The 19936-nt window shown below is 71.1% G+C and carries 17 protein-coding genes and 1 pseudogene; 13 read left to right on the forward strand and 5 right to left on the reverse strand.

Annotated features, from left to right (window positions below; all coding sequences use genetic code 11):
* Positions 1-2 precede the first annotated feature (2 nt).
* The 5 genes from uraH to ACIQAK_RS21100 form a co-directional block, all read right to left on the reverse strand.
* Positions 3-392 carry a hydroxyisourate hydrolase gene (uraH, locus tag ACIQAK_RS21080; protein ID WP_366390064.1) on the reverse strand — a complete coding sequence of 130 codons (390 nt, stop codon included), beginning with the start codon at positions 390-392 and terminating at the stop codon, positions 3-5.
* 20 nt (positions 393-412) lie between these two features.
* Positions 413-949, reverse strand: coding sequence for a 2-oxo-4-hydroxy-4-carboxy-5-ureidoimidazoline decarboxylase (gene uraD, locus ACIQAK_RS21085; RefSeq protein WP_366390063.1), 537 nt, complete (start codon positions 947-949; stop codon positions 413-415).
* Positions 950-1104: 155 nt separating this feature from the next.
* Positions 1105-1503, reverse strand: a complete 399-nt coding sequence (locus tag ACIQAK_RS21090) for a helix-turn-helix domain-containing protein (RefSeq protein WP_065477468.1) — start codon at positions 1501-1503, stop codon at positions 1105-1107.
* A complete protein-coding gene (locus ACIQAK_RS21095) occupies positions 1500-1751 on the reverse strand; it encodes a hypothetical protein (protein ID WP_366390062.1) in 252 nt (83 codons plus the stop codon). The genes ACIQAK_RS21090 and ACIQAK_RS21095 overlap by 4 nt, the downstream gene beginning before the upstream one ends.
* A gap of 72 nt (positions 1752-1823) precedes the next feature.
* Positions 1824-2156 (reverse strand): UTRA domain-containing protein, encoded by a 333-nt coding sequence (locus ACIQAK_RS21100; protein WP_401369108.1) that lies wholly within the window; start codon positions 2154-2156, stop codon positions 1824-1826.
* Between ACIQAK_RS21100 and ACIQAK_RS21105 the strand changes: the two are divergent.
* The 13 genes and pseudogenes from ACIQAK_RS21105 to ACIQAK_RS21165 all read left to right on the forward strand — a co-directional run.
* Positions 2052-2753: pseudogene (locus tag ACIQAK_RS21105) on the forward strand (glycoside hydrolase family 16 protein); the annotation flags it as partial. The gene ACIQAK_RS21100 and the pseudogene ACIQAK_RS21105 sit on opposite strands and share 105 nt — an antisense overlap.
* A gap of 187 nt (positions 2754-2940) precedes the next feature.
* The gene (locus ACIQAK_RS21110; protein WP_366390061.1) at positions 2941-3780 is read left to right on the forward strand and encodes a TIM barrel protein; all 840 of its coding nucleotides are present in this window, start codon (positions 2941-2943) and stop codon (positions 3778-3780) included.
* 79 nt (positions 3781-3859) lie between these two features.
* Positions 3860-4753, forward strand: a complete 894-nt coding sequence (locus tag ACIQAK_RS21115; protein WP_366390060.1) for a 2-hydroxy-3-oxopropionate reductase — start codon at positions 3860-3862, stop codon at positions 4751-4753.
* Positions 4754-4940: 187 nt separating this feature from the next.
* Entirely contained in the window at positions 4941-6398 is a 1458-nt protein-coding gene (locus ACIQAK_RS21120; protein WP_366390059.1) for a catalase, read from the forward strand.
* A 551-nt stretch (positions 6399-6949) separates the two neighbouring features.
* Positions 6950-7996 carry an iron-containing redox enzyme family protein gene (locus ACIQAK_RS21125; RefSeq protein ID WP_366390058.1) on the forward strand — a complete coding sequence of 349 codons (1047 nt, stop codon included), beginning with the start codon at positions 6950-6952 and terminating at the stop codon, positions 7994-7996.
* A 33-nt stretch (positions 7997-8029) separates the two neighbouring features.
* On the forward strand, positions 8030-8722 hold the full coding sequence (locus ACIQAK_RS21130; RefSeq protein ID WP_366390057.1) for a 2OG-Fe dioxygenase family protein: 693 nt from the start codon (positions 8030-8032) through the stop codon (positions 8720-8722).
* Between the two features lie 71 nt (positions 8723-8793).
* Positions 8794-9696, forward strand: coding sequence for a diaminopimelate epimerase (gene dapF, locus ACIQAK_RS21135; protein WP_366390056.1), 903 nt, complete (start codon positions 8794-8796; stop codon positions 9694-9696).
* Positions 9693-10835, forward strand: a complete 1143-nt coding sequence (locus tag ACIQAK_RS21140; RefSeq protein WP_366390055.1) for a pyridoxal phosphate-dependent aminotransferase — start codon at positions 9693-9695, stop codon at positions 10833-10835. Before dapF ends, ACIQAK_RS21140 begins: the two co-directional genes overlap by 4 nt.
* 2 nt (positions 10836-10837) lie before the next feature.
* Positions 10838-14017, forward strand: a complete 3180-nt coding sequence (locus tag ACIQAK_RS21145; RefSeq protein WP_366390054.1) for an amino acid adenylation domain-containing protein — start codon at positions 10838-10840, stop codon at positions 14015-14017.
* Entirely contained in the window at positions 14010-15407 is a 1398-nt protein-coding gene (gene glyA, locus ACIQAK_RS21150) for a serine hydroxymethyltransferase (RefSeq protein WP_366390053.1), read from the forward strand. Before ACIQAK_RS21145 ends, glyA begins: the two co-directional genes overlap by 8 nt.
* Positions 15404-17791 carry an amino acid adenylation domain-containing protein gene (locus ACIQAK_RS21155; RefSeq protein WP_366390052.1) on the forward strand — a complete coding sequence of 796 codons (2388 nt, stop codon included), beginning with the start codon at positions 15404-15406 and terminating at the stop codon, positions 17789-17791. The genes glyA and ACIQAK_RS21155 overlap by 4 nt, the downstream gene beginning before the upstream one ends.
* The gene (locus ACIQAK_RS21160) at positions 17788-18603 is read left to right on the forward strand and encodes an alpha/beta fold hydrolase (RefSeq protein WP_366390051.1); all 816 of its coding nucleotides are present in this window, start codon (positions 17788-17790) and stop codon (positions 18601-18603) included. The genes ACIQAK_RS21155 and ACIQAK_RS21160 overlap by 4 nt, the downstream gene beginning before the upstream one ends.
* Positions 18600-19919 (forward strand): MFS transporter, encoded by a 1320-nt coding sequence (locus ACIQAK_RS21165; protein ID WP_366390050.1) that lies wholly within the window; start codon positions 18600-18602, stop codon positions 19917-19919. The genes ACIQAK_RS21160 and ACIQAK_RS21165 overlap by 4 nt, the downstream gene beginning before the upstream one ends.
* Positions 19920-19936 lie beyond the last annotated feature (17 nt).

Here is a 19936-nt window from a genome sequence, read left to right on the forward strand (position 1 = left end):
TGCTAGCTCCCTCGGTAAACGGAGTAGCCGAACGGGTTGAGCAGCAGCGGTACGTGGTAGTGCTCGCCCGGCACGACCGCGAAGGCGATCGTCACTTCCGGGAAGAACGCGCCGCTGTCCCTTACGCGGGGGGCGTCCTGCTGCGCCTCGGCTTGCTTCTTGGAAAAGTACGTCTCGGTGTCGCATTCGAGACGCACATGGGTCGTTCCCTCCGGCAGCGCCGGCAGGTCCTTGCAGCGCCCGTCCGCATCGGTCGCGGAGGCTCCGAGCGTCACGTACGGCGCGTCGCTGCCGCCGCGGGCGGCGAGCGAGACGGCGACGGACGCGGCGGGGCGGCCGATGCTGGTGTCCAGGATGTGCGTGGACACCGATGCGGTCGTGTCGGTACTCAAGACCGTCACTCTCCTAGATCTCAAGAGTCCTGCACGGGAGCTTCCTCTGCGAGGGTCTCCCGTACCAGACGGGTCAGCCGGATGCGGTTGATCTTGCCCAGTTCGGTGCGCACGATCTCCTGCTCCTGCTCGGGCGAGTTCCCGATCCGGGACTTCACCGCGTCGCGCATCTGCTCACCGGTGGCGCCGGTGGCACAGATCAGGAAGACATGTCCGAACCGCTCCTGGTAGGCCAGGTTCAGTTCGAGCATCTCGGTCTTGAGCTCCTCGGAGGCGCCGGCCATCCCCCGCTGCTCGCGGGAGGAGGTCAGGTCGCCGGGGATCGGACGCCCGATCGGCGGGTGGCCCGCCATCGCCTCGGCCAGGTCCTGCGCGGTGAGCTCGGCCATGGCGGCGTCGCTCGCGGAGAGCAGGGCTTCCTCGGTGGCGTACGGACGACCGGCGAGGACGGTCCCTCCCCAGGCCGCACTGGCACAGACCTCGTGCAGTGCGGGGGTGGCCTCGCCGTCCGCCAGGGTGTTGAACCGGGTGAGGCCCGGTGTGGAGCTCGAAGTCACGGGAGCCTCCGTGGCTGTTTTTCGCTGTGCGTTGTTCGGGCTGCGGATAGCTAACGCCCTCCGCAACACCACGTCAACACTTTGTTGAAATCTGGCGAACGGAGAAAGCCGCCGTCCCGGCATGCGGACGGCGGCTTTCCTGAGGGTACGGCCAACTACTCACCCTTGGCCGTATGTTCCCGGTTCAGGTAGTTGTACACGGTGAACCGGCTCACCCCCAGGGCGCCGGCCACGGTCTCCACCCCGTGCCGTACGGAGAAGGCACCGCGTGCCTCCAGGGTCCGGACGACGGACTGCTTGGCCTTCCGGTCCAGGTCGGCGAGCGGCATCCCGTGCCGTCGCTCCATCGCGGCGAGGATGTGGTCCAGCGAGTCGGAGAGCTGGGGCAGGCGTACGGCTATGACGTCCCGGCCCTCCCACGCGAGCACCACGTCGTCGGGCTGGGCCTGCTCGGGGCCGAGCAGCTCGGCGCCCATCGCGTCGACGAGAGGCTTGACGGCCGATACGAAGGGGTGGTCGACGGTGACCGGAGCGTGATCGGCGGACTCGGTCACCGTACCTCCTCCCCGATCACGTTGACCTGGAGCGAGACCCGGGTGGCACCCGAGGCCAGGGTCCGGCGCAGCAGGGAGTCCACGGCGGTGAGCACCTCGTCCGCGCCCCCTTCCGCCGTGTTGCCGAACGGGCCGACGTCCACGGCGTCGAGCTGGGCGCCCTGGATGACCTCGCGGGCCACCACCGCGTGGGCGGGCGCCTCGTCCAGATCGAAGGGCTCGGTGGTGAATTCCACCCTCAAGCGCACTGTGCCTCCCTGATGTCCTCGCCGCGGGTGCGGGCTCGCGCGGCTCGGCCACGACTGTAACCGCGGCCGGGGTCAGGCGCCCGCCTGGATGTCCCCCCTGGTGGAGGAGGTGATGGCGTCGCCGTGCGCGAAATCGCCCGGCGGGATGCCCGGGTGGTGGCCCTCCCGGTCCGGGGCGACCTCGGCGGCGGGGCCGAGCGCCAGGCGGGAGACGATCCGGTAGCGGTCGCCCCGGTAGAGCGAGTGGACGTACTCCACCGGGCGGCCCGTGGTGTCCGAGGTCAGCCGTTCGAAGAGCAGGGCGCGACCTGGGCGCCGGAGAACGTCACCCTCGCCTCGCAGAGCGGGAACTCGGTGATGAACCTGGAGACCTCCACCGCCGGCACCGGGGCCTCGACCGAGCACACCGAGATCCTGACGAGGTCGACCAAGTTCAAGAACGGGACGTACGCGTCCCGGGTGAAGTTCAGCGACGCCCCGCGCTCGGGCCCGGACGGCGACCGGATCGTGCAGACGTTCTTCACGGTCAACGACCTGAAGGCTCCGATGGCGGACGACTACGCGGAGTACGACTTCGAGTACCTGCCCAACGGCGGCTGGGGCGAGCCGGCCAACATCCTCTACACCACCTCGTGGGAGACCTACCGGCCCGACCCGTGGGAGGCGGTGAACGCCCACAGCGAGGTCCGGCAGTCGTACGCGGGCTGGCACGACCTGGTGGTGACCATCGACGACGACCGGATCACGTACTACGTCGACGGGCAGCACTTCGGGACGCACGGGGCGGCCTACCTGCCCGAGCGGCCCATGTCGATCAACTTCAACCAGTGGCTGATCGACCTGCGGGGGCAGCCGAGCACCACACCCCGGTCCTACGACCAGCAGGTGGACTACGTCCTGCATGTGAAGGACCAGGTGCTCACCCCGGCGCAGGTGAACGCGATGGTCGGGGCGTACCGCACCGCGGGGACGACGTTCCAGGACACGGTTCCGGCCGGATAGGAGGCCGCTGGGAGGGCGGCCGGGGAGCGGCGCGTACGGCGCGTGAGCTGGGCGGGGCGGGGGTCGACAGCGGCCCCCGCCCCGCCCGAATTTTGCTCCGCCCCCTTGACAGTCCCACCACCCCCCAGGCAATCTTCCGTTAAGCAGAAACTAACTTCCGCAATACGGAAGGAGCGCCGACATCCTCATGGGATACCCGGACCAGCGCTTCGATGTGAACCTTTCGATCCTCTTCACCGAACTCCCGCTCCTGGAGCGTCCCGCGGCAGCCGCCGCGGCGGGCTTCACGGCGGTCGAGCTGTGGTGGCCCTGGATCGAGACCCCCACCCCCATCCGGGCGGAGCTCGACGCCCTGAAGAAGGCGCTCGACGACGCCGGCACCCAGCTGGTGGGGCTGAACTTCTACGCCGGACAGCTGCCCGGCCCCGACCGCGGCGCGCTCTCCGTGCCCGGCACGGAGTCGGACCGCTTCCGGGAGAACATCGACGTGGCGGCCGACTTCGCCGCCTCGGTCGGCTGCACGGCGCTCAACGCGCTGTACGGCAACCGCGTCGAGGGCGTGGACCCGCGGGTCCAGGACGCGCTCGCCCTGGAGAACCTGGTGCTGGCCGCCCGCGCGGCGGACCGGGTCGGGGCGGTCCTCCTCGTCGAGACCCTCAACAAGCCGGAGTCGCCGCTCTATCCGCTGGTCAGCGCACCGGCCGCGATCGAGGTCGTCGACAAGGTCAACGCGGCGACGGGCCTCGGGAACGCCAAGTTCCTGCTGGACCTGTACCACCTGTCGATGAACGGTGAGGACCTGAGCCAGGTCATCGAGGCGTACGCCGCGAAGACCGGCCACGTCCAGATCGCCGACAACCCGGGCCGGGGCGCGCCGGGCACCGGCACCCTCCCGCTGGAGCGGCTCCTCGACGAGCTGAAGGACGCCGGGTACGCGGGCTGGGTCGGCCTGGAGTACAAGCCGGGCGACCTGCCGAGCGCGGAGTCCTTCGACTGGCTCCCGGCGTCGGCCCGAGCGGCCCACTGACCGGCCGCGGACGGGACGGGCCCACCGAACGGTGAGACCGACCCCCTTACGTACACACGTTTTTCAGGAAGGCACCCGCATGAGCAACAACCTCCCCAAGGTCGCCTGGATCGGTCTCGGCATCATGGGCTCCCCCATGTCGGAGAACCTGGTCAAAGCCGGTTACGCCGTCACCGGCTACACCCTGGAGCAGGACAAGGTCGACCGGCTGGTCGCGGCCGGCGGCACCGGCGCCTCCTCGATCGCGGACGCGGTCGAGGACGCGGATGTCGTCATCACGATGGTGCCCGCATCCCCGCAGGTCGAGGCCATCGCCTACGGCCCCGATGGCATCCTGGAGAACGCCAGGCGCGGCGCGCTGCTGGTGGACATGTCCTCCATCACCCCGCAGACCTCGGTCGACCTCGCCGAGAACGCGGCCGAGAAGGGCATCCGGGTCCTGGACGCGCCGGTCTCCGGCGGCGAGGCCGGTGCCATCGAGGCGGTGCTGTCCATCATGGTCGGCGGTGAGCAGGCGGACTTCGACGCCGCGAAGCCGCTGCTTGAGGCGCTCGGCAGGACCATCGTGCTCTGCGGCCCGCACGGCTCCGGCCAGACGGTGAAGGCGGCCAACCAGCTGATCGTCGCGGTCAACATCCAGGCCTGCGCCGAGGCCGTGGTCTTCCTGGAGAAGTCCGGGGTGGACCTCGCCGCCGCGCTGGACGTGCTGGGCGGCGGGCTGGCCGGCTCGACCGTGCTGACCCGCAAGAAGGACAACTTCCTGAAGCGGGACTTCGCCCCCGGCTTCCGCATCGACCTGCATCACAAGGACATGGGCATCGTGACCGACGCCGCCCGCAACGTCGGCGCGGCCCTGCCCGTCGGCGGTGTGGTCGCCCAGCTGGTCGCCTCGCTGCGCGCCCAGGGCGACGGCGGCCTGGACCACTCGGCACTGCTGCGCTCGGTCGAGCGGCTCTCCGGCTCCCAGGTCTGACCCCTCGCTCCGCAAGGAGCCCCTGATCTCCGGGCCGCGGTGGCGCTGACACCTGTCCTGTCGCGCCCAGGCGCTGCCGCGGCCCGGAACCACACACTTCGTTTTCAACAAACTGTTGACGTTCTCTCTGCGGCGAACCTACGCTCCTCAAGCCGTCAGCAGCTCGTACGAAAGGTCATCCCGCCACATGGCTAAGCGTGTGCTCACGACCGAGTCAGGCGCCCCGGTCGCCGACAACCAGAACTCCGCCACCGCCGGTGTCGGTGGACCGCTCCTCCTCCAGGACCAGCACCTCCTGGAGAAGCTGGCCCGGTTCAACCGTGAGCGCATCCCGGAGCGCGTGGTGCACGCCCGCGGCTCCGGCGCGTACGGCTACTTCGAGGTGACCGACGACGTCACCGGCTTCACCAGTGCCGACTTCCTCTCCGAAGTGGGCAAGCGCACCGAGACGTTCATCCGCTTCTCCACCGTGGCCGACTCCCTCGGCGGCGCGGACGCGGTCCGCGACCCGCGCGGCTTCGCCCTCAAGTTCTATACGAACGAGGGGAATTACGACCTGGTCGGCAACAACACCCCGGTGTTCTTCATCAAGGACCCGATCAAGTTCCCCGACTTCATCCACTCGCAGAAGCGCGACCCGTTCACGGGCAAGCAGGAGCCGGACAACGTCTGGGACTTCTGGGGGAACTCCCCCGAGGCGACGCACCAGGTCACCTGGCTGATGGGGGACCGCGGCATCCCCGCCTCGTACCGGCACATGAACGGCTTCGGGTCGCACACCTACCAGTGGACGAACGCCGAGGGCGAGGCGTTCTTCGTCAAGTACCACTTCAAGACCAACCAGGGCGTGCGCTCCCTCTCCAGCGAGCAGGCCGCCGAGCTGGTCGGCAAGGACGCCGACTCGCACCAGACGGACCTGCTCCAGGCCATCGAGCGGGGCGTCAACCCGTCCTGGACGCTGCACGTCCAGGTGATGCCGGCCGCCGAGGCCGTGCACTACCGGTTCAACCCGTTCGACCTCACCAAGGTGTGGCCGCACGCCGACCACCCGCTCCAGCGGGTCGGCCGCCTGGTGCTGGACCGGAACCCGGACAACGTCTTCGCCGAGGTCGAGCAGGCCGCGTTCTCGCCGAACAACTTCGTGCCCGGCATCGGCCCGTCCCCGGACAAGATGCTCCAGGGCCGGCTGTTCGCCTACGCGGACGCGCACCGCTACCGCCTGGGCGTCAACCACACCCAGCTGCCGGTCAACGCCCCCAAGGCGGCCGAGGTCGACAACTACGGCCGCGACGGGCTGCACGCCACCCGCTACGGCTCACGCCACGACAAGAACTACGAGCCCAACTCGTACGCCGGCCCGGCCCAGACCGACGCCGCGCTCGGCGCCCCGCTGGCGATCCACGGCTGGACGGGCACGCACGAGGCGCCCGCACACGCCAAGGACGACGACTTCTTCCAGGCGGGCGAGCTCTTCCGGCTCATGTCCGAGGACGAGAAGGGCCGGCTGGTCGCCAACATCGCCGGCGGCCTCTCGCAGGTCACCCGCGACGACGTGATCGAGAAGAACCTCGCCCACTTCCACGCCGCCGACGCCGACTACGGCAAGCGCGTCGAGGAGGCCGTCCGCGCCCTGCGCGAGGACTAGCGGCACCATGGACCCTGCCCGCACCGCGCACCCGGATGAGGGGTGCAGCGCGGCGCGGGCAGGACGACGAGGCCGCGGCGGCTGTGCGATGCCAGTGCGGTGGTGAAGGTCCCGGGGACCGTCCTCTGACCTGAAGGAGACGCCCTCACCCGGGACCGATCGCCGCCGCCGCGGTCCCTGTCAACCCGAGCACCACCCCTACGCACCACCTTGCGTCACCCCTGATCGAGGGCGCGGAGTACGGCTACGGTCCCGTACTGCGCGCCCTCTTCGGCATGTCCCCCACCCCGTTCCGGGCCTCCTCCCCGCGCGCCCCGCCCGGTGGCTTGAATCCGTATAGACCGCGTACAGAGTCTGCCCAGAGCCCTGCGTGCAGTATGGGCGCGCATTGACCGCCTCTGCCGTTCTGGCACACACCCTGCCCCGCACCCGCGGGGCCGTGTGCGGTGCGATCCCGCTTCCTTTCTCCCTCACTCCTCAGCGCGACAGACGGCTACCCGCACGGCATGTACGGCACGTCACAGTCATCAGGTGAATTCAAGGGGAAGCAGATGCTCGAAGTTGGTACTTCCCGGGTCGAGACCGAGCCCGCCAGCCGTTTCCTTACCACCGTCGACGAGGTCACCGCGTTACTCGCGACGGCGGCCGACAAGGTCGACTCGCAGTTCGCGGGCGACGCGCGCACCGCACTCCTCGGCCGGGTGGCCGAGATCAACAAGGCCGCGGCGGCCGGTGACCCGCAGGCCCTGTACGCGCAGCAGTTCCTGCTCGACCGGGTCTACCGCCTGCACACCAGACTCACCGACCAGGAGACGGCCGAGGGCTCGGTCGTCGCACACGAGATCGGCCGGCAGCTGGAGGCCGCGACCGCCGAGGCGCAGGACCGGCTGATCGAGCCGGGTCTGCTGGAGGAGGCCCCCGCGGAACCGCGCGCCTACCTCTCCTGGCTGAAGAGGACCGCCCGTGAGCACCGGGTCTACAAGCACCCCTATTACCACGAGTTCATCCGCAACCGGGCCTCGGAGTCCGACCTGCGCAACTACGTGATGCAGGAGTCCGTGGTCGACGGCCGCTTCGACGACCTGCTGGCGATGATGCAGGTCGGCACGGCGGGTGCGGCGAAGATGGAGATCGCCGCCAACTTCTGGGACGAGATGGGCAACGGCGACCACGCCCAGGTCCATACCACCCTCTTCAACAAGATCTTCGAGGTCTTCGAGATCCCGGACGAGGAGCTGGAGCGCTCGCTCACCGCCAACTCGCTCCTCAACGGCAACCTGGCCGTCCTGCTGTGCCGTTACCGCGCCCTGTACCCGGAGGCCGTCGGCTACCTCGGCATGACCGAGTGGATGGCCCCGGACCGGTTCGTCCAGGTCGTGCACGCCTGGGAGCGGCTCGGCCTGCCGGACGTCGGCATCGTCTACCACCGGCTGCACATCACCATCGACTCCCAGCACGCCCAGGGCTGGTTCCACAACGTGGTACTGCCCGCCGCCGAGTCCCCCCGGATGCGCCGGGCCATCGCCCGCGGCATCCTGTGGCGGCTCAACTCCTCGGCGACGTACCTGGACGAGCGCATGCCGTCGGTCACCGCCTGAATTCCGCCACCACCCACCAGGAGGGGAGAGCACATGCCGCTCGGCGCCCAAGGATTCACCGTCATCGACCTGCCCGAGGTCGCACCCGACATCCTGCCCAGCTACGACCGTTGCCCGGTCGACGACTACATGGGCAACGGGACCCGCTTCAAGCGGTTCTCGCAGTACAAGCTCACGCCCGCCGAGAACGAGAACTGGTCGTTCAAGCGGCTTCCGCACCGCGACTACACCACGTACAAGAAGTTCAACCCGGTCGGCGGCGGCATCCGCCGCGTCTACGAGCCGATCGAGGTGGACTTCACCCCGCTCATCGCCGAAGGCATCCGCGAACTCGGCCTGGACCGCTCCGAGCCGTGGCAGATCAACGTCCACCAGAACCGGACCCGCGCCGACGGCGGCAGGCCCGGCCCGCTCACCCCGGAAGGCGTGCACCACGACGGGCACGAGTTCGTCATGATCGCCATCCTGAACAAGGTGAACGTGGCGGGCGGCACCACCCGGCTGTGGAAGCCGGGCGCGGAGGCCCCCTTCTGGTCGGGCACACTCGACGCCGGCCAGGCGGTCCTGCTGGACGACCGGGGGCTCGCCCACGACGTCACCGACGTCCTGTCCGCCGACGGCGGTCCCAGCCACCGCGACATCGTGATCATCGCCTTCTCCCGCTGGGCGGAGAAGTGGTACGGCGAGGAGCACGACGCGGCGGCCCTCGAAGAGCAAGAGGCCTGATGTACGGGGCCGCTCCCGGCCGGACCTCGCCGGGAGCGGCCCCGACCCCCGCCACCTACCTGAGACGAGTCATGACCGACTTCTTCAAGTATCAGGCACTGGGCAACGACTACGTGGTGATCGACCCCCGCCACACCGACGTCCCCGTCTCGCCGGAGTCCGTACGGCTCATCTGCGACCGGCACTTCGGCATCGGCGCGGACGGGGTGCTGCACGGCCCGCTGGAGGAGCCCCGCCCCGGGGTCCCCGTCCCGCTGGCCCTGTTCAACTCGGACGGCTCCGTCTGCGGGCGCAGCGGCAACGGGCTGCGGATGTTCGCCCTGCACCTGGCCGAGCGGGAACCGGGGACCTGGGCGGGCGGTGAGCCGTTCACGCTCCGCACCGCCGCGGGCGACAGCCCCGTACAGATCCTCGATCCGGCGGCCGGGATCGTCCAGGTCGGTCTGGGGACTCCCCGGTTCGACGCCGCCGCCCTGCCGCTGCTGAACGAGGACGGCACCCCCGCCGAGGGGCCGACGCTCTCCGTGCCGCTGACGGTCGGCGAGCACAAGCTGACGGTGACCGCGCTCCACAACGGCAACCCGCACACCGTGGTGCCGGTGGCCGAGCCGACCGCCGGGCTGGCCCGGAGCCTGGGCCCCGAGATCGCCGGGCACGCCCGCTTCCCGCACCGCACCAACGTGCAGTTCCTGCGGGTGGTGAGCCGGGGCGTCCTGGAGATCGAGGTGTACGAGCGTGGCGCCGGCTACGCGCTGGCCTCGGGCAGCAGCGCCTGCGCCGCCGCCTCCGCCGCCCGCGAACTGGGCCTCTGCGAGGACCGGGTGGAGGTCAGGATGCCCGGTGGAAGTGTCACCGTGACCCTCGCCCCGGACGGGTCGGTGACCCTGACCGGGGAATCCCAGCAGGTGGCGACCGGTGTGTTCGCCCCGCCGCTGCGCGCCCGGCTGGGCCGCACCCCGGAGACCGGCCGATGACCGCCGCCGCCGGACCGGCCGGCGAGTACCCGATGCAGCGGTGGGTCTTCGAGGACGCCGCCGGACGCTTCGACATCGACCTCGGGGACAGCAACATGCTGCCCGGGCGGCTCGACGAGCTCTCCGTGCCGCCCGGCCTGGAGCTGGACTACGGACACGACCGGGGCATCGGCCCGCTCCGCGACCGGGTCGCGGGCCTCTACGACGGCGACCCCGCCTCCGTACTGATCACCCAGGGGGCGCAGCAGGCCCTCTACCTCGTCTACGCCTCCCTGCTCGCCCCCGGCGCCCAGGTGATCGTGTTCCGTCCGGGATGGCAGCAGTCCTGGGACATCACCGCCGATCTGGGCTGCCAGGTCGACTGCGCCCCCTACCGCGAGGACCTGACCTTCGACGTGGCGGCCGCCACCGCGCTGGCCGGCCCGGGGCTGCGGCTGATCGTCGCCAACTCCCCCTGCAATCCCACCGGTCGGCGGATCGCCGACGCCGATCTGCGCGGACTGCTGGAGCTGGCGGAGCGGCGGGACGCCTATCTGCTGCTGGACGAGGAGTACGCGCTCGACCTCAGGGACTCCCCCGCGCGCGGCAGCGACCGGGTGATCTCGGTCTCCAGCCTCTCCAAGGTGTACGGGTTCCCCGGTCTGCGGGTCGGCTGGCTGTACGGGCCGCCGGAGGTCGTCGAGGGGTGCGCGCGGCGCAAGTTCCTCTCCACCATCGCCAATTCGGTGCTCTGCGAGACACTGGCCTGCGATGTGCTGGACCGCCGGGACCACTATCTGCGCCGGTACGCGGACATCACCGGCCAAGGTCTCAAGCTGGTAAGGGAGTTCGCGGAGCGCAACGCGGACGCCGTGCAGCTCACCGAGCCCGAGAACACCCCCTTCGCCTGGCTCCGGCTCACCACCGGGGAGCAGCCGCTGACGCTCTGCCGCCGGGTGCTGGACGCCGGGGTGCTGCTGATGCCCGGCGAGACCCTCGGGGCCTTCGACGGCTTCCGGATCTGTTTCGCCCGCGATCCCGAGGCCGTGACCGAGGGGCTGAGACGGATCGAACCGCTGCTCCGCCCCGTCCTCCAAGTTCCCCCGTCCGCTGCTGCCTTCAGCGGACCGAACAGCAATCTGCCGAACGGAGTCCTGTGACCATGAGCGCGTCGGACGCTGACGAGTCCCGTATGCATCTGTCCTTCGGGCAGGAGCAGTTGTGGTTCCTGGACCAGATGAACCCCGGGGAGACCACCTACAACGTCCCCACCGCCTACCGGCTGCGCGGCCCGCTGGAGCTGCCCGCGCTGGAGGGGGCGCTCAACCTGCTCGTCGCCCGCCACGACCAACTGCGGGTGACCCTGCACGCGGTGGACGGCGTGCCGCACCAGGTCGTCGCGCCGGCCGAGGACACCCCGCTGCCGGTCACCGATCTGTCGGGGCTGACGCCGAAGGAGCGGGAGCAGGCGCTCGACGCGGCGCTGAAGGTGGAGGCCGACACCCCGTTCGACCTGGCGGTGGGCCCGGTGCGCCGGTTCCAGCTGTTCAAGCTGGCCGACGAGGAGCACGTCCTGTCCCTGAACTACCACCACATCGTCACCGACGGCTGGTCCGGCGGGGTGATCAGCCGGGACATCACCGAGGCGTACCGGCAGCTCCGGGCGGGGCTCACCCCCGACCTGCCGGCCCCGGCCGCGACCTACGCCGACCATGTGGAGCGCCAGCGGGAGCAGCGCGCCTCGGGGCAGTGGGAGAGCGAGCTGGACTTCTGGCAGGAGCGGCTGGCCGGTCTGGAGGCGCTGGAGCTGCCCGCCGACCGGGTCCGCCCGGCGGAGCCCACCCGTAACGGCGAGACCTTCACCGTCAGCTTCCCGGCCGACCTGCTGAGCCAGGCGCGTTCCCTCGCGCAGGAGCAGGGCGCCTCGCTGTACATGGTGGTGGCGGCGGCGCTGAAAGTGGTGCTGGCCCGGTACAGCGGGCAGGACGACATCGCGATCGGGGTGCCGATGCTCGGCCGCACCGATCCCGAACTCGAAGACGTGGTCGGCCTGTTCATCAATATGACGGTGCTGCGCTCGGACCTCTCCGGCGGAATCACCTTCGCCGAGCTGATCGAGCGGATAGCGGACAACAACCTGGACGTGTACGACAACCAGGACGTGCCCTTCGACCATGTCGTGGACCGGGTGCAGCCGGTGCGGGACGCGGGGCGCAACCCGCTGTTCCAGATCGCCGTACAGCTGCTCGGCGAGACGACGACCGGGGACGCGCTCCAGCTGGACGGGCTGGAGACCGAGTCGATCCTGGTCTCCGGCGGGCGCTCCCGCTTCGACCTGTCGTTCAGCTTCATCGAGGGCGCGGACCGGCTGCGGCTCATCGTGGAGTACGCCACCGACCTGTACGACCGCCGCCGGGTGGAGGCGATGGTCCAGCACTTCCGGACGGTGCTGGGCGCGGCGGCCGCCGACCCGGACACCCCGGTCTCCAAGCTGCCGCTGCTCTCGGAGGACGAGCGCCGCGAGCTGCTGGAGGTGGGGTGCGGGGCCGACTTCGACTATCCGACCGAGCCGGTGCACGCCACCATCGCCCGGATCGCCCGGGAGCACCCGGAGCTGGTCGCCGCGGTGTGCCGCGGCAAGGAGATGACGTACGCCGAGCTGATGCGGCGGGCGGACAAGCTGGCCCGCCACATCCGCTCGCGCGGTGTGAAGCAGGAGCAGGTCGTCGCCATCGCGATGGACCGGGACCTCGACGCGCTGGTGGCGATCGTGGGCGTGATGGTCTCCGGGGCCGCGTACACGATCATCGACCCGTCGCACCCGAACGCGCGTCTGGACCACATGCTGCGGGACACCGCCGCCCCGCTCGTCATCACGCGGGACGCGAACGTCGGTGATCTGCCGCCGTCCAGCGGGTGGGAGGTGCTGCGGATCGACACCGAGTGGGAGACGGTGGAGGCCGAGCCCGACGACGTCGCCCTGGAGGAGTGGGCGGAGCCGACGTCCCTCGTCTACGTCCTCTACACCTCCGGGTCGACCGGCAAGCCCAAGGGCGTGATGATCGAACAGCGCGGGCTGCGCATGTTCATCGAGGCCTACCGGCGCACCTTCGGCGAGTGGGGCCACACGGACCGGCTGCTCCAGCTGCCCGCGCTCACCTTCGACATGTCGCAGGGCGAGATCTTCGCCGGGCTGATCAGCGGTTCCGCGATGGTGCTGGTGGCGCCGGAGGACGCCTCCTCGCCGGAGTCGCTGGGATCGCTGATGCGCGACCAGCGGGTGACCTACGCGGGTCTCTCACCGGCGATCCTGTCACTGGTGGAGGCGGAGCCGTATCCGGACCTGAAATACATCATGGGCGGGGCGGAGGCGCTGCCGGCCGAGCTGGTCAACAAGTGGAACCTGCCGGGCCGGATGTTCGTGAACCTGTACGGGCCGACCGAGGCGTCGGTGGCGACGACCGAGTACCTGTGTGAGCACCGCGAGTGGAAGTCGTCGCCGCCGATCGGGCGCCCGGAGTTCAGCCGGCTGCACTACGTGGTCGACAAGGAGTTCAACCTGGTGCCGGTCGGTGTCCCGGGTGAGCTGCTGATCGGCGGGGACGAGGGTCTCTCCCGCGGCTATCTGAACCTGCCGGAGCTGACGGACGAGAAGTTCGTGCCCGACCCGTTCCTCGGTGAGGGGCGCGTCTACCGCACGGGTGACCTGGTGCGCTGGACGCCCGACCTCCAGATCGACTTCATCGGGCGCCTGGACAACCAGGTGAAGCTGCGCGGTCTGCGTATCGAGCTCGGCGAGATCGAGTCGGGGCTGCTGACCCACCCCAAGGTCCGGATGGCGCTGGTGCTGCTGCGTGAGGACGACGGGGAGAAGCAGCTCGTCGGGTACTACACGGTCCTCGGCGACACCTCGCCGACGGTGGCGGAGCTGCGGGACCACCTGGGGCGGACGATGCCCGAGTACATGGTGCCGACCGCGTGGGTGGAGCTGGAGGAGTTCCCGCTGACCCCGGCGCGCAAGATCAACCGGGCGGCGCTGCCCGCACCCGCCAGCGCGGGCGGGGCGGTGGACTCGTACATCGCCCCGGTCACCCCGACCGAGGAGAAGGTCGTCGAGGTGTTCGGGACCGTGCTGGCGCAGGAGCGCGTGGGCACCGGTGCCAGCTTCTTCGAGCTGGGCGGCAACTCGCTCCAGGCGATGCGGGCGGTGAGCCGGCTGAACAAGCACTTCACGGTGAAGGTCAACGTGCGGCTGCTGTACGGCGGTGCCACGGTCGGCGCGCTCGCCACGGCGATCGACGAGCTGGTGGCGAAGGCCGGGAAGGCGGGCTCCCGTGCCTGAACCGGTCGCCTCACAGGCGGAGTTGGCACAGGCGGGAGCGGTCGCGCTGGGGGCCGCCGACCCGGAGCTGGCGCGGCTGCTGGACGCCGAGGTGGTGCAGCAGCACGCGACGCTGGCCATGGTGGCGTCCACCAGCATCGCCGACCCCTCGGTGCTGGCGGCAGCCGGATCGGCCCTCTCCAACGTCACGGCCGAGGGGTACCCGGGAGCCCGCTACCACCCCGGCGCCTCCCAGTTCGACCTGGTGGAGCGGCTCGCCGTGGAGCGGGCCAGGCAGGCCTTCGGCGCGGCGTACGCCAACGTCCAGCCGCACTCCTGCTCCTCGGCCAACCAGGCGGTACTGGCCGCGCTGGTCCGCCCGGGCGGCACCATCCTCGCCCTGGACCTGGACTCCGGCGGGCACCTCACCCACGGCTCCCCGGCCTCGGTGACCGGGATGCACTACCGGGCCGTGCACTACGGGCTGGACGCCGAGGGGCGGATCGACTACGGGCAGGTGGCGGCGCTGGCCGAGCGGCACCGGCCGAGCGTGCTCATCGCGGGAGCCAGTGCCCATCCCCGTACGCTCGACTTCGCGCGCTTCCGCGCGATCGCGGACTCGGTGGGCGCGTACCTGGTGGCGGACATCTCGCACATCGCGGGGCTGGTGGCGGCCGGGGAGCACCCGACGCCCATCGATCTGGCGCACGCCACGACGACCAGTACGTACAAGCAGCTCGGCGGGCCGCGGGGCGGGCTGATCCTGATCGGGCGGGAGCACGCGACACCCGGTCCCGACGGCCGTACCCCGCTGTCGCGGCTGATGCAGCGGGCGGTGTTCCCGCTGTCGCAGGGCACCCCGAACCCGGCGGCCATCGCGGCCAAGGCCCGGGCCCTCGCCCTGGTCGCGGAGCCCGCGTTCAAGGAGACGATGCGCCTGGTCGTGGACAACGCGGCGGCACTCGCGGACGTCCTGTCGGCGCTGGGCCACCGGGTCCTGACCGGCGGCACCGACAACCACATGGTGCTGATCGACCTGACGGGCCGCCCGATGACCGGAGTGGTCGCGGAACGGGCCCTGGAGGAGTGCGGCATCCTCGCCAACCGCAACCGGGTCCCCGACGACACCCGGCCGCCGCTGGTCACCAGCGGGCTGCGTCTTGGCACCAACATCCTGGCCCAGCGGGGCATGGGCCCGGCCGGGATGCGCAGCTGTGCCGCGCTGCTGCACCGGGTGCTGGAGGCGACGACGGTCCGGGGCGAGCGGGAGTACGTGCTCGACGCCGGGGAGCGGGACGCGGTCCGGGCGGGGGTCGCGGAGCTGTGTGCCCGCCATCCGCTGCCGCTGGGGGCATCGTCCGGGGAGCTCGCTCCGGCGGTCCCCGGGCCGCGGTCGGGAGGCTCGGCGTGACGCCGCGTCAGGACAACGGCGCGGCGCCGCCCGCACTGCTGCCGACCGACCGGCCGCGACAGAGTGAGCCCGCCGGGTGCACCGCCCGCCAGCGGGTGGTGCTCGACGGCGCCGCCGGGGCCGCCCCGGAGGAGGTGCTGCTCGCCGGGTTCGCCGCGCTGGTCCACCGGTACACCGACCAGGCGGAGTTCGGCTTCCGTGTCCGCACGCCCGGTGCGGGCTCCTTCCGGCTGAGCTGCGCCATCGGCGAGGGGACGACACCGGCCGATCTGGCCAGGTCCGTCCTGGAGAGCCGCGCACCGGTGGCGGACAGCGCGGAGCCGGCCGACTTCGAGCTGGTGCTGCTGCCGCGCAGCGACGGGGCGTACGTCCACCGCATCGTCCAACTCCGCTACGACGGCACGCTGTTCGACCAGGAGACCGTCCTGCGTCTGCTCACCCACTTCCGTACGCTGGTCGAGGACGCCATCAGGCGTCCGGAGGCCGCCGTCTCCCGGCTGCGGCTGCTCACCGACGGCGAACTGCGCCGCACCCTGGTGGACTGGAACGACACGGCGGCCGGACTCCCCTTCGACCGCTGCCTGCACGAGGCGTTCGAGGAGCGGGCGGCCGCCGCACCGGAGGCCCTCGCGCTGATCCGGGGCACCGAGCGGTGGACGTACGGCGAGGTCAACGCGGCGGCGAACCGGCTGGCGCGCCATCTGCGCGGGCTCGGCGCGGGCGTCGGCGGCCGGGTGGGCATCTGTCTGGACCGGTCGCCCGAGCTGCTCGTGGCGGTGCTGGGCGTCCTCAAGTCGGGCTCCGCCTACGTGCCGTTGGACCCGGACTATCCGCAGCAGCGGATCGCGGCGATGGTGACCGGCACCTCGTGCGCGGTGATCGTCTCCCGGAGCGGGCTCGCGTCCCGGCTAGCCGAGGCGGGTCCGCGGATCGTGGAGCTGGACCGGGACGCGGAGCTGTGGGCCGCCGTACCGCCGGAGGACGTCGACAGCGGGGTGGCGCCCGGGGATCTCGCCTACGTCATCCACACCTCGGGGTCGACCGGGGCGCCCAAGCCGATCGCGCTGCGCCACCGCGGGGTGATGAACAACATCGCGGACCTCAACTCCCGCTATGCCGTGGGCCCCGGGGACCGTGTCCTCGCGCTGTCCTCGCCCAGCTTCGACATGTCCGTCTACGAGTTCCTGGGCCTCACGGCCGCCGGGGGCACGGTCGTGCTGCCGGAGCCGGCGCTCGCCAAGGACCCGCAGCACTGGGCCGACCTGCTGGCCACGCACCGGATCACGGTGTGGAACTCGGCACCCGCCCTCCTCGAACTGGTCGTCGAGCAGCTGGAGCAGAGCGGCGCCCCACCGCTCGACGCCCTGCGCCTGGCGCTGCTGGGCGGGGACTGGGTGCCGCTCTCCCTGCCGGACCGGACCCGGAAGGTCGCGCCCGGGCTGCGGTTCGTCGCGCTCGGCGGGGCGACGGAGTCCTCGATCCACTCCACGCTGTACGAGGTGGGCGAGGTCGATCCGGGGTGGACGAGCATCCCGTACGGGCGGCCGATGGCCAACCAGCGCACGTACATCCTGGACGCCTCGCTCCAGCCGGTACCGCCCGGGGTCGCGGGCGAACTCCATCTGGCGGGCATCGGTCTGGCCACCGGCTATCTCGACCGGCCCGAGCTGACCGGGGAACGGTTCTTCGACTGGTCCTACGGTGAGGTCACCGGGGAGCGGCTCTACCGGACGGGGGATGTGGCCCGCTACGGCCCGGACGGACTGATCGAGCTGCTCGGCCGGTCCGACTTCCAGGTCAAGGTGAACGGTCACCGCATCGAACTCGGCGAGATCGAGGCGGTGTTGAGATCGCATGAAGCGGTCAGGGAGGCGGTGGTCGCCACCCGCCGGGACGCGGCCGGTGACCTGCGGCTGGTCGCCTACGTCGTACCGCGGCCGGGCCGCACGGTCCGGCCCCGGGTGATCAGCGCCCATCTCGCGGGCGCCCTGCCGCAGTTCATGGTGCCGGGGGCGGTCCTCGTCCTGGACCGGCTGCCGCTCTCCGCCAACGGCAAGACCGACCGCAAGGCGCTGCCCGCACCACCGCCCCCGGAGGACGGGGAGGCGTCCTACGTCGCGCCGAACACCCCCACCGAGAAGGCGGTCGCCGATATCTTCGCCACCGTGCTGTCGGCTCCGAAGGTCGGGGCGAACAGCTCCTTCCGCGCGGCCGGCGGCGACTCGCTGCAAGCCATGCGGGCGGTCAGCCGGCTCAGCAAACACTTCGGGATCAAGGTGAACGTACGTCTGCTCCACGGGGGTGGCACCGTCAGCGGTGTCGCCGCCGCCATCGACCAGCTCCTCAGCTCCGCCCCACCGAACGACGGAGGCCGCACACGGTGACCGCCATCCCCGCCGACAGCCTCGTCCCGCTCCGCGCGGACGGTGAACTGCCGCCCGTGTACTGCGTCCACCCGGTCTCCGGGTCGCCGTTCTGCTATGCCGAGCTGGCCGCGCGGCTCGACCCCGGCTCCCCCGTGTTCGGCTTCGAGGCCCCCGGCTTCGACGGGATCGGCGAGCCCGCCCGGTCGATCCGCGAGCTGGCCGAGGTGCACACCGCCACGCTCAGGGCCGCCCGCCCGCACGGGCCCTACCGGCTGCTCGGCTGGTCCCTGGGCGGTGTCGTGGCCTTCGAGATGGCCCGACTGCTGGCGGCCGGGGGTGAGGAGGTGCCGCTGCTGGTCGTGATCGACGCGGCACTGCCCGGCACCCAGCCCTTCCCGCCGGGGCCCGCGCTGGTCCGGCACTTCCTCCACGACTTCCTGGGGCTGGTGAGCGGCGGGGCGCCGGAGCTGGACAAGGCGCTGGCGGCGCTGCCCCCGGAGGCCGGGCCGCAGGAGCGGCTGGAAGCCATCGAGGATTCCGGGACGGTCCCGGAGGAGTTCGACGCGGAGTTCCTGCTGGAGCGGTTCACCCTGTTCCGGGCGCACGCCCACGCGATGGTGGACCACGTCATCGACGGCGTCCACGACGGCCCGACCACCCTGGTCAAGGCCGAGGGATCGGAGCCGCACCTGCTGCGCTGGGAGCCGTACGCGAGCCGGCTCGACCAGCACACCGTGCCCGGCGACCACCACTCCATCTGGCGGGAGCCGGGGCTCGCGGCCATCGCGGACGTCGTCAACCAGGCACTGCGCAGGGGAGCTTCGGTGTGAGCGAGGACAGCGGACGTACCGACGGGGGCACCGCCACGGCGCGGGAGCCGCAGGACCCGCCGCCCCGAAGCCTCTGGCACAACCGGGACTTCCTGGTCTTCTGGGTGGGCGAGGGCCTCTCCCTGTACGGCACCCAGATAGCCAACCTCGCCCTGCCGCTCACCGCGGTCCTGGTCTTCCAGGTCGGGCCCGAACAGCTCGGCATGCTCCGCTTCGCCCAGCTGGTGCCGTTCCTGGCGCTGGCCCTGGTCTTCGGCGTGTGGGTGGACCGGGTGCGCAAACGCCCGGTGATGCTGGGCGCCAACATCGTCCGGATGGTCCTGATCGCGCTGGTGCCGCTGCTGTACCACTTCGGGCTGCTGACCCTGCCCCTGCTGTACGTGCTGGCGTTCGGGGTCGGCACGGCGGCGGTGCTCTTCGACGTCAGCTGGATGAGTTACGTACCGGTGCTGGTGAAGGACAGGCGCAGTCTGCTGGAGGCCAACACCAAGCTCAACGCCACCTTGTCCTCGGCCGATGTGGCCGGCCCGGGCATCGCGGGCACGCTGGTCACCGCCTTCTCGGCGCCGGCGGCGATGGCCGCCAACGCGTTCTCGTACGCCCTGTCGGTGATCTCGCTGCTGCTGGTCCGGGCGCCGGAGCCGGACCCGCCCGCCCGGACCGAGCAGCGGCGGCTGCGCGCCGAGCTGGCGGAGGGGCTGCGCTGGGTGTTCGGCAACCGGTGGCTGCGCGCGATCGGGCTCGTCGGGTGTTCCTGCAACTTCTTCCTCACCATGGTGCAGTCCCTGTTCCTGCTGTACGCGGTGCGGGACAAGGAGCTGTCGGCGGCGACGGTCGGCTTCGTGATGGGCGCGGCGGCGGTGGGCGGTCTGCTGGGTGCGCTGATCGCCGGGATGGTGGTGCGCCGCCTCTCGGTGGGGACGGCCTACCGGGTCTCGGTCTCCATCATCTTCCTGGGCCCGCTGCTGATCCCGGCGGCGGGCGGCCCCTCGTGGCTGCTGGTGGGTCTGTTCGTCGCCTCGTTCTTCCTGGAGTACTTCGGCTCCAGCATCTCCAACGTGATCATCGTGAGCCTGCGGCAGAGCATCACTCCGCAGCCGTTGATGGGCCGGATGACGGCCGCGATGCGGATGCTGCTGTACGGCGGTGGGGCGCTCGGCGGCCCGGTCGGCGGGCTGCTGGCCGGGGTGCTGGGGCTGCACGCGGCGCTCTGGGTGGCGGGGGTGCTCTCGGCGACGATGCTCTTGCCGATCATCCTGTCCCCGGTCGGGAAGCTGCGCACGATGCCGACCGGGCCGCAGGAGCTTCCGGCCTGACCGGGCTGCCTGTTCCC

This window comes from Streptomyces sp. NPDC088706 (assembly GCF_044752765.1).
In the GTDB taxonomy this organism is placed as follows: Bacteria; Actinomycetota; Actinomycetes; order Streptomycetales; family Streptomycetaceae; genus Streptomyces.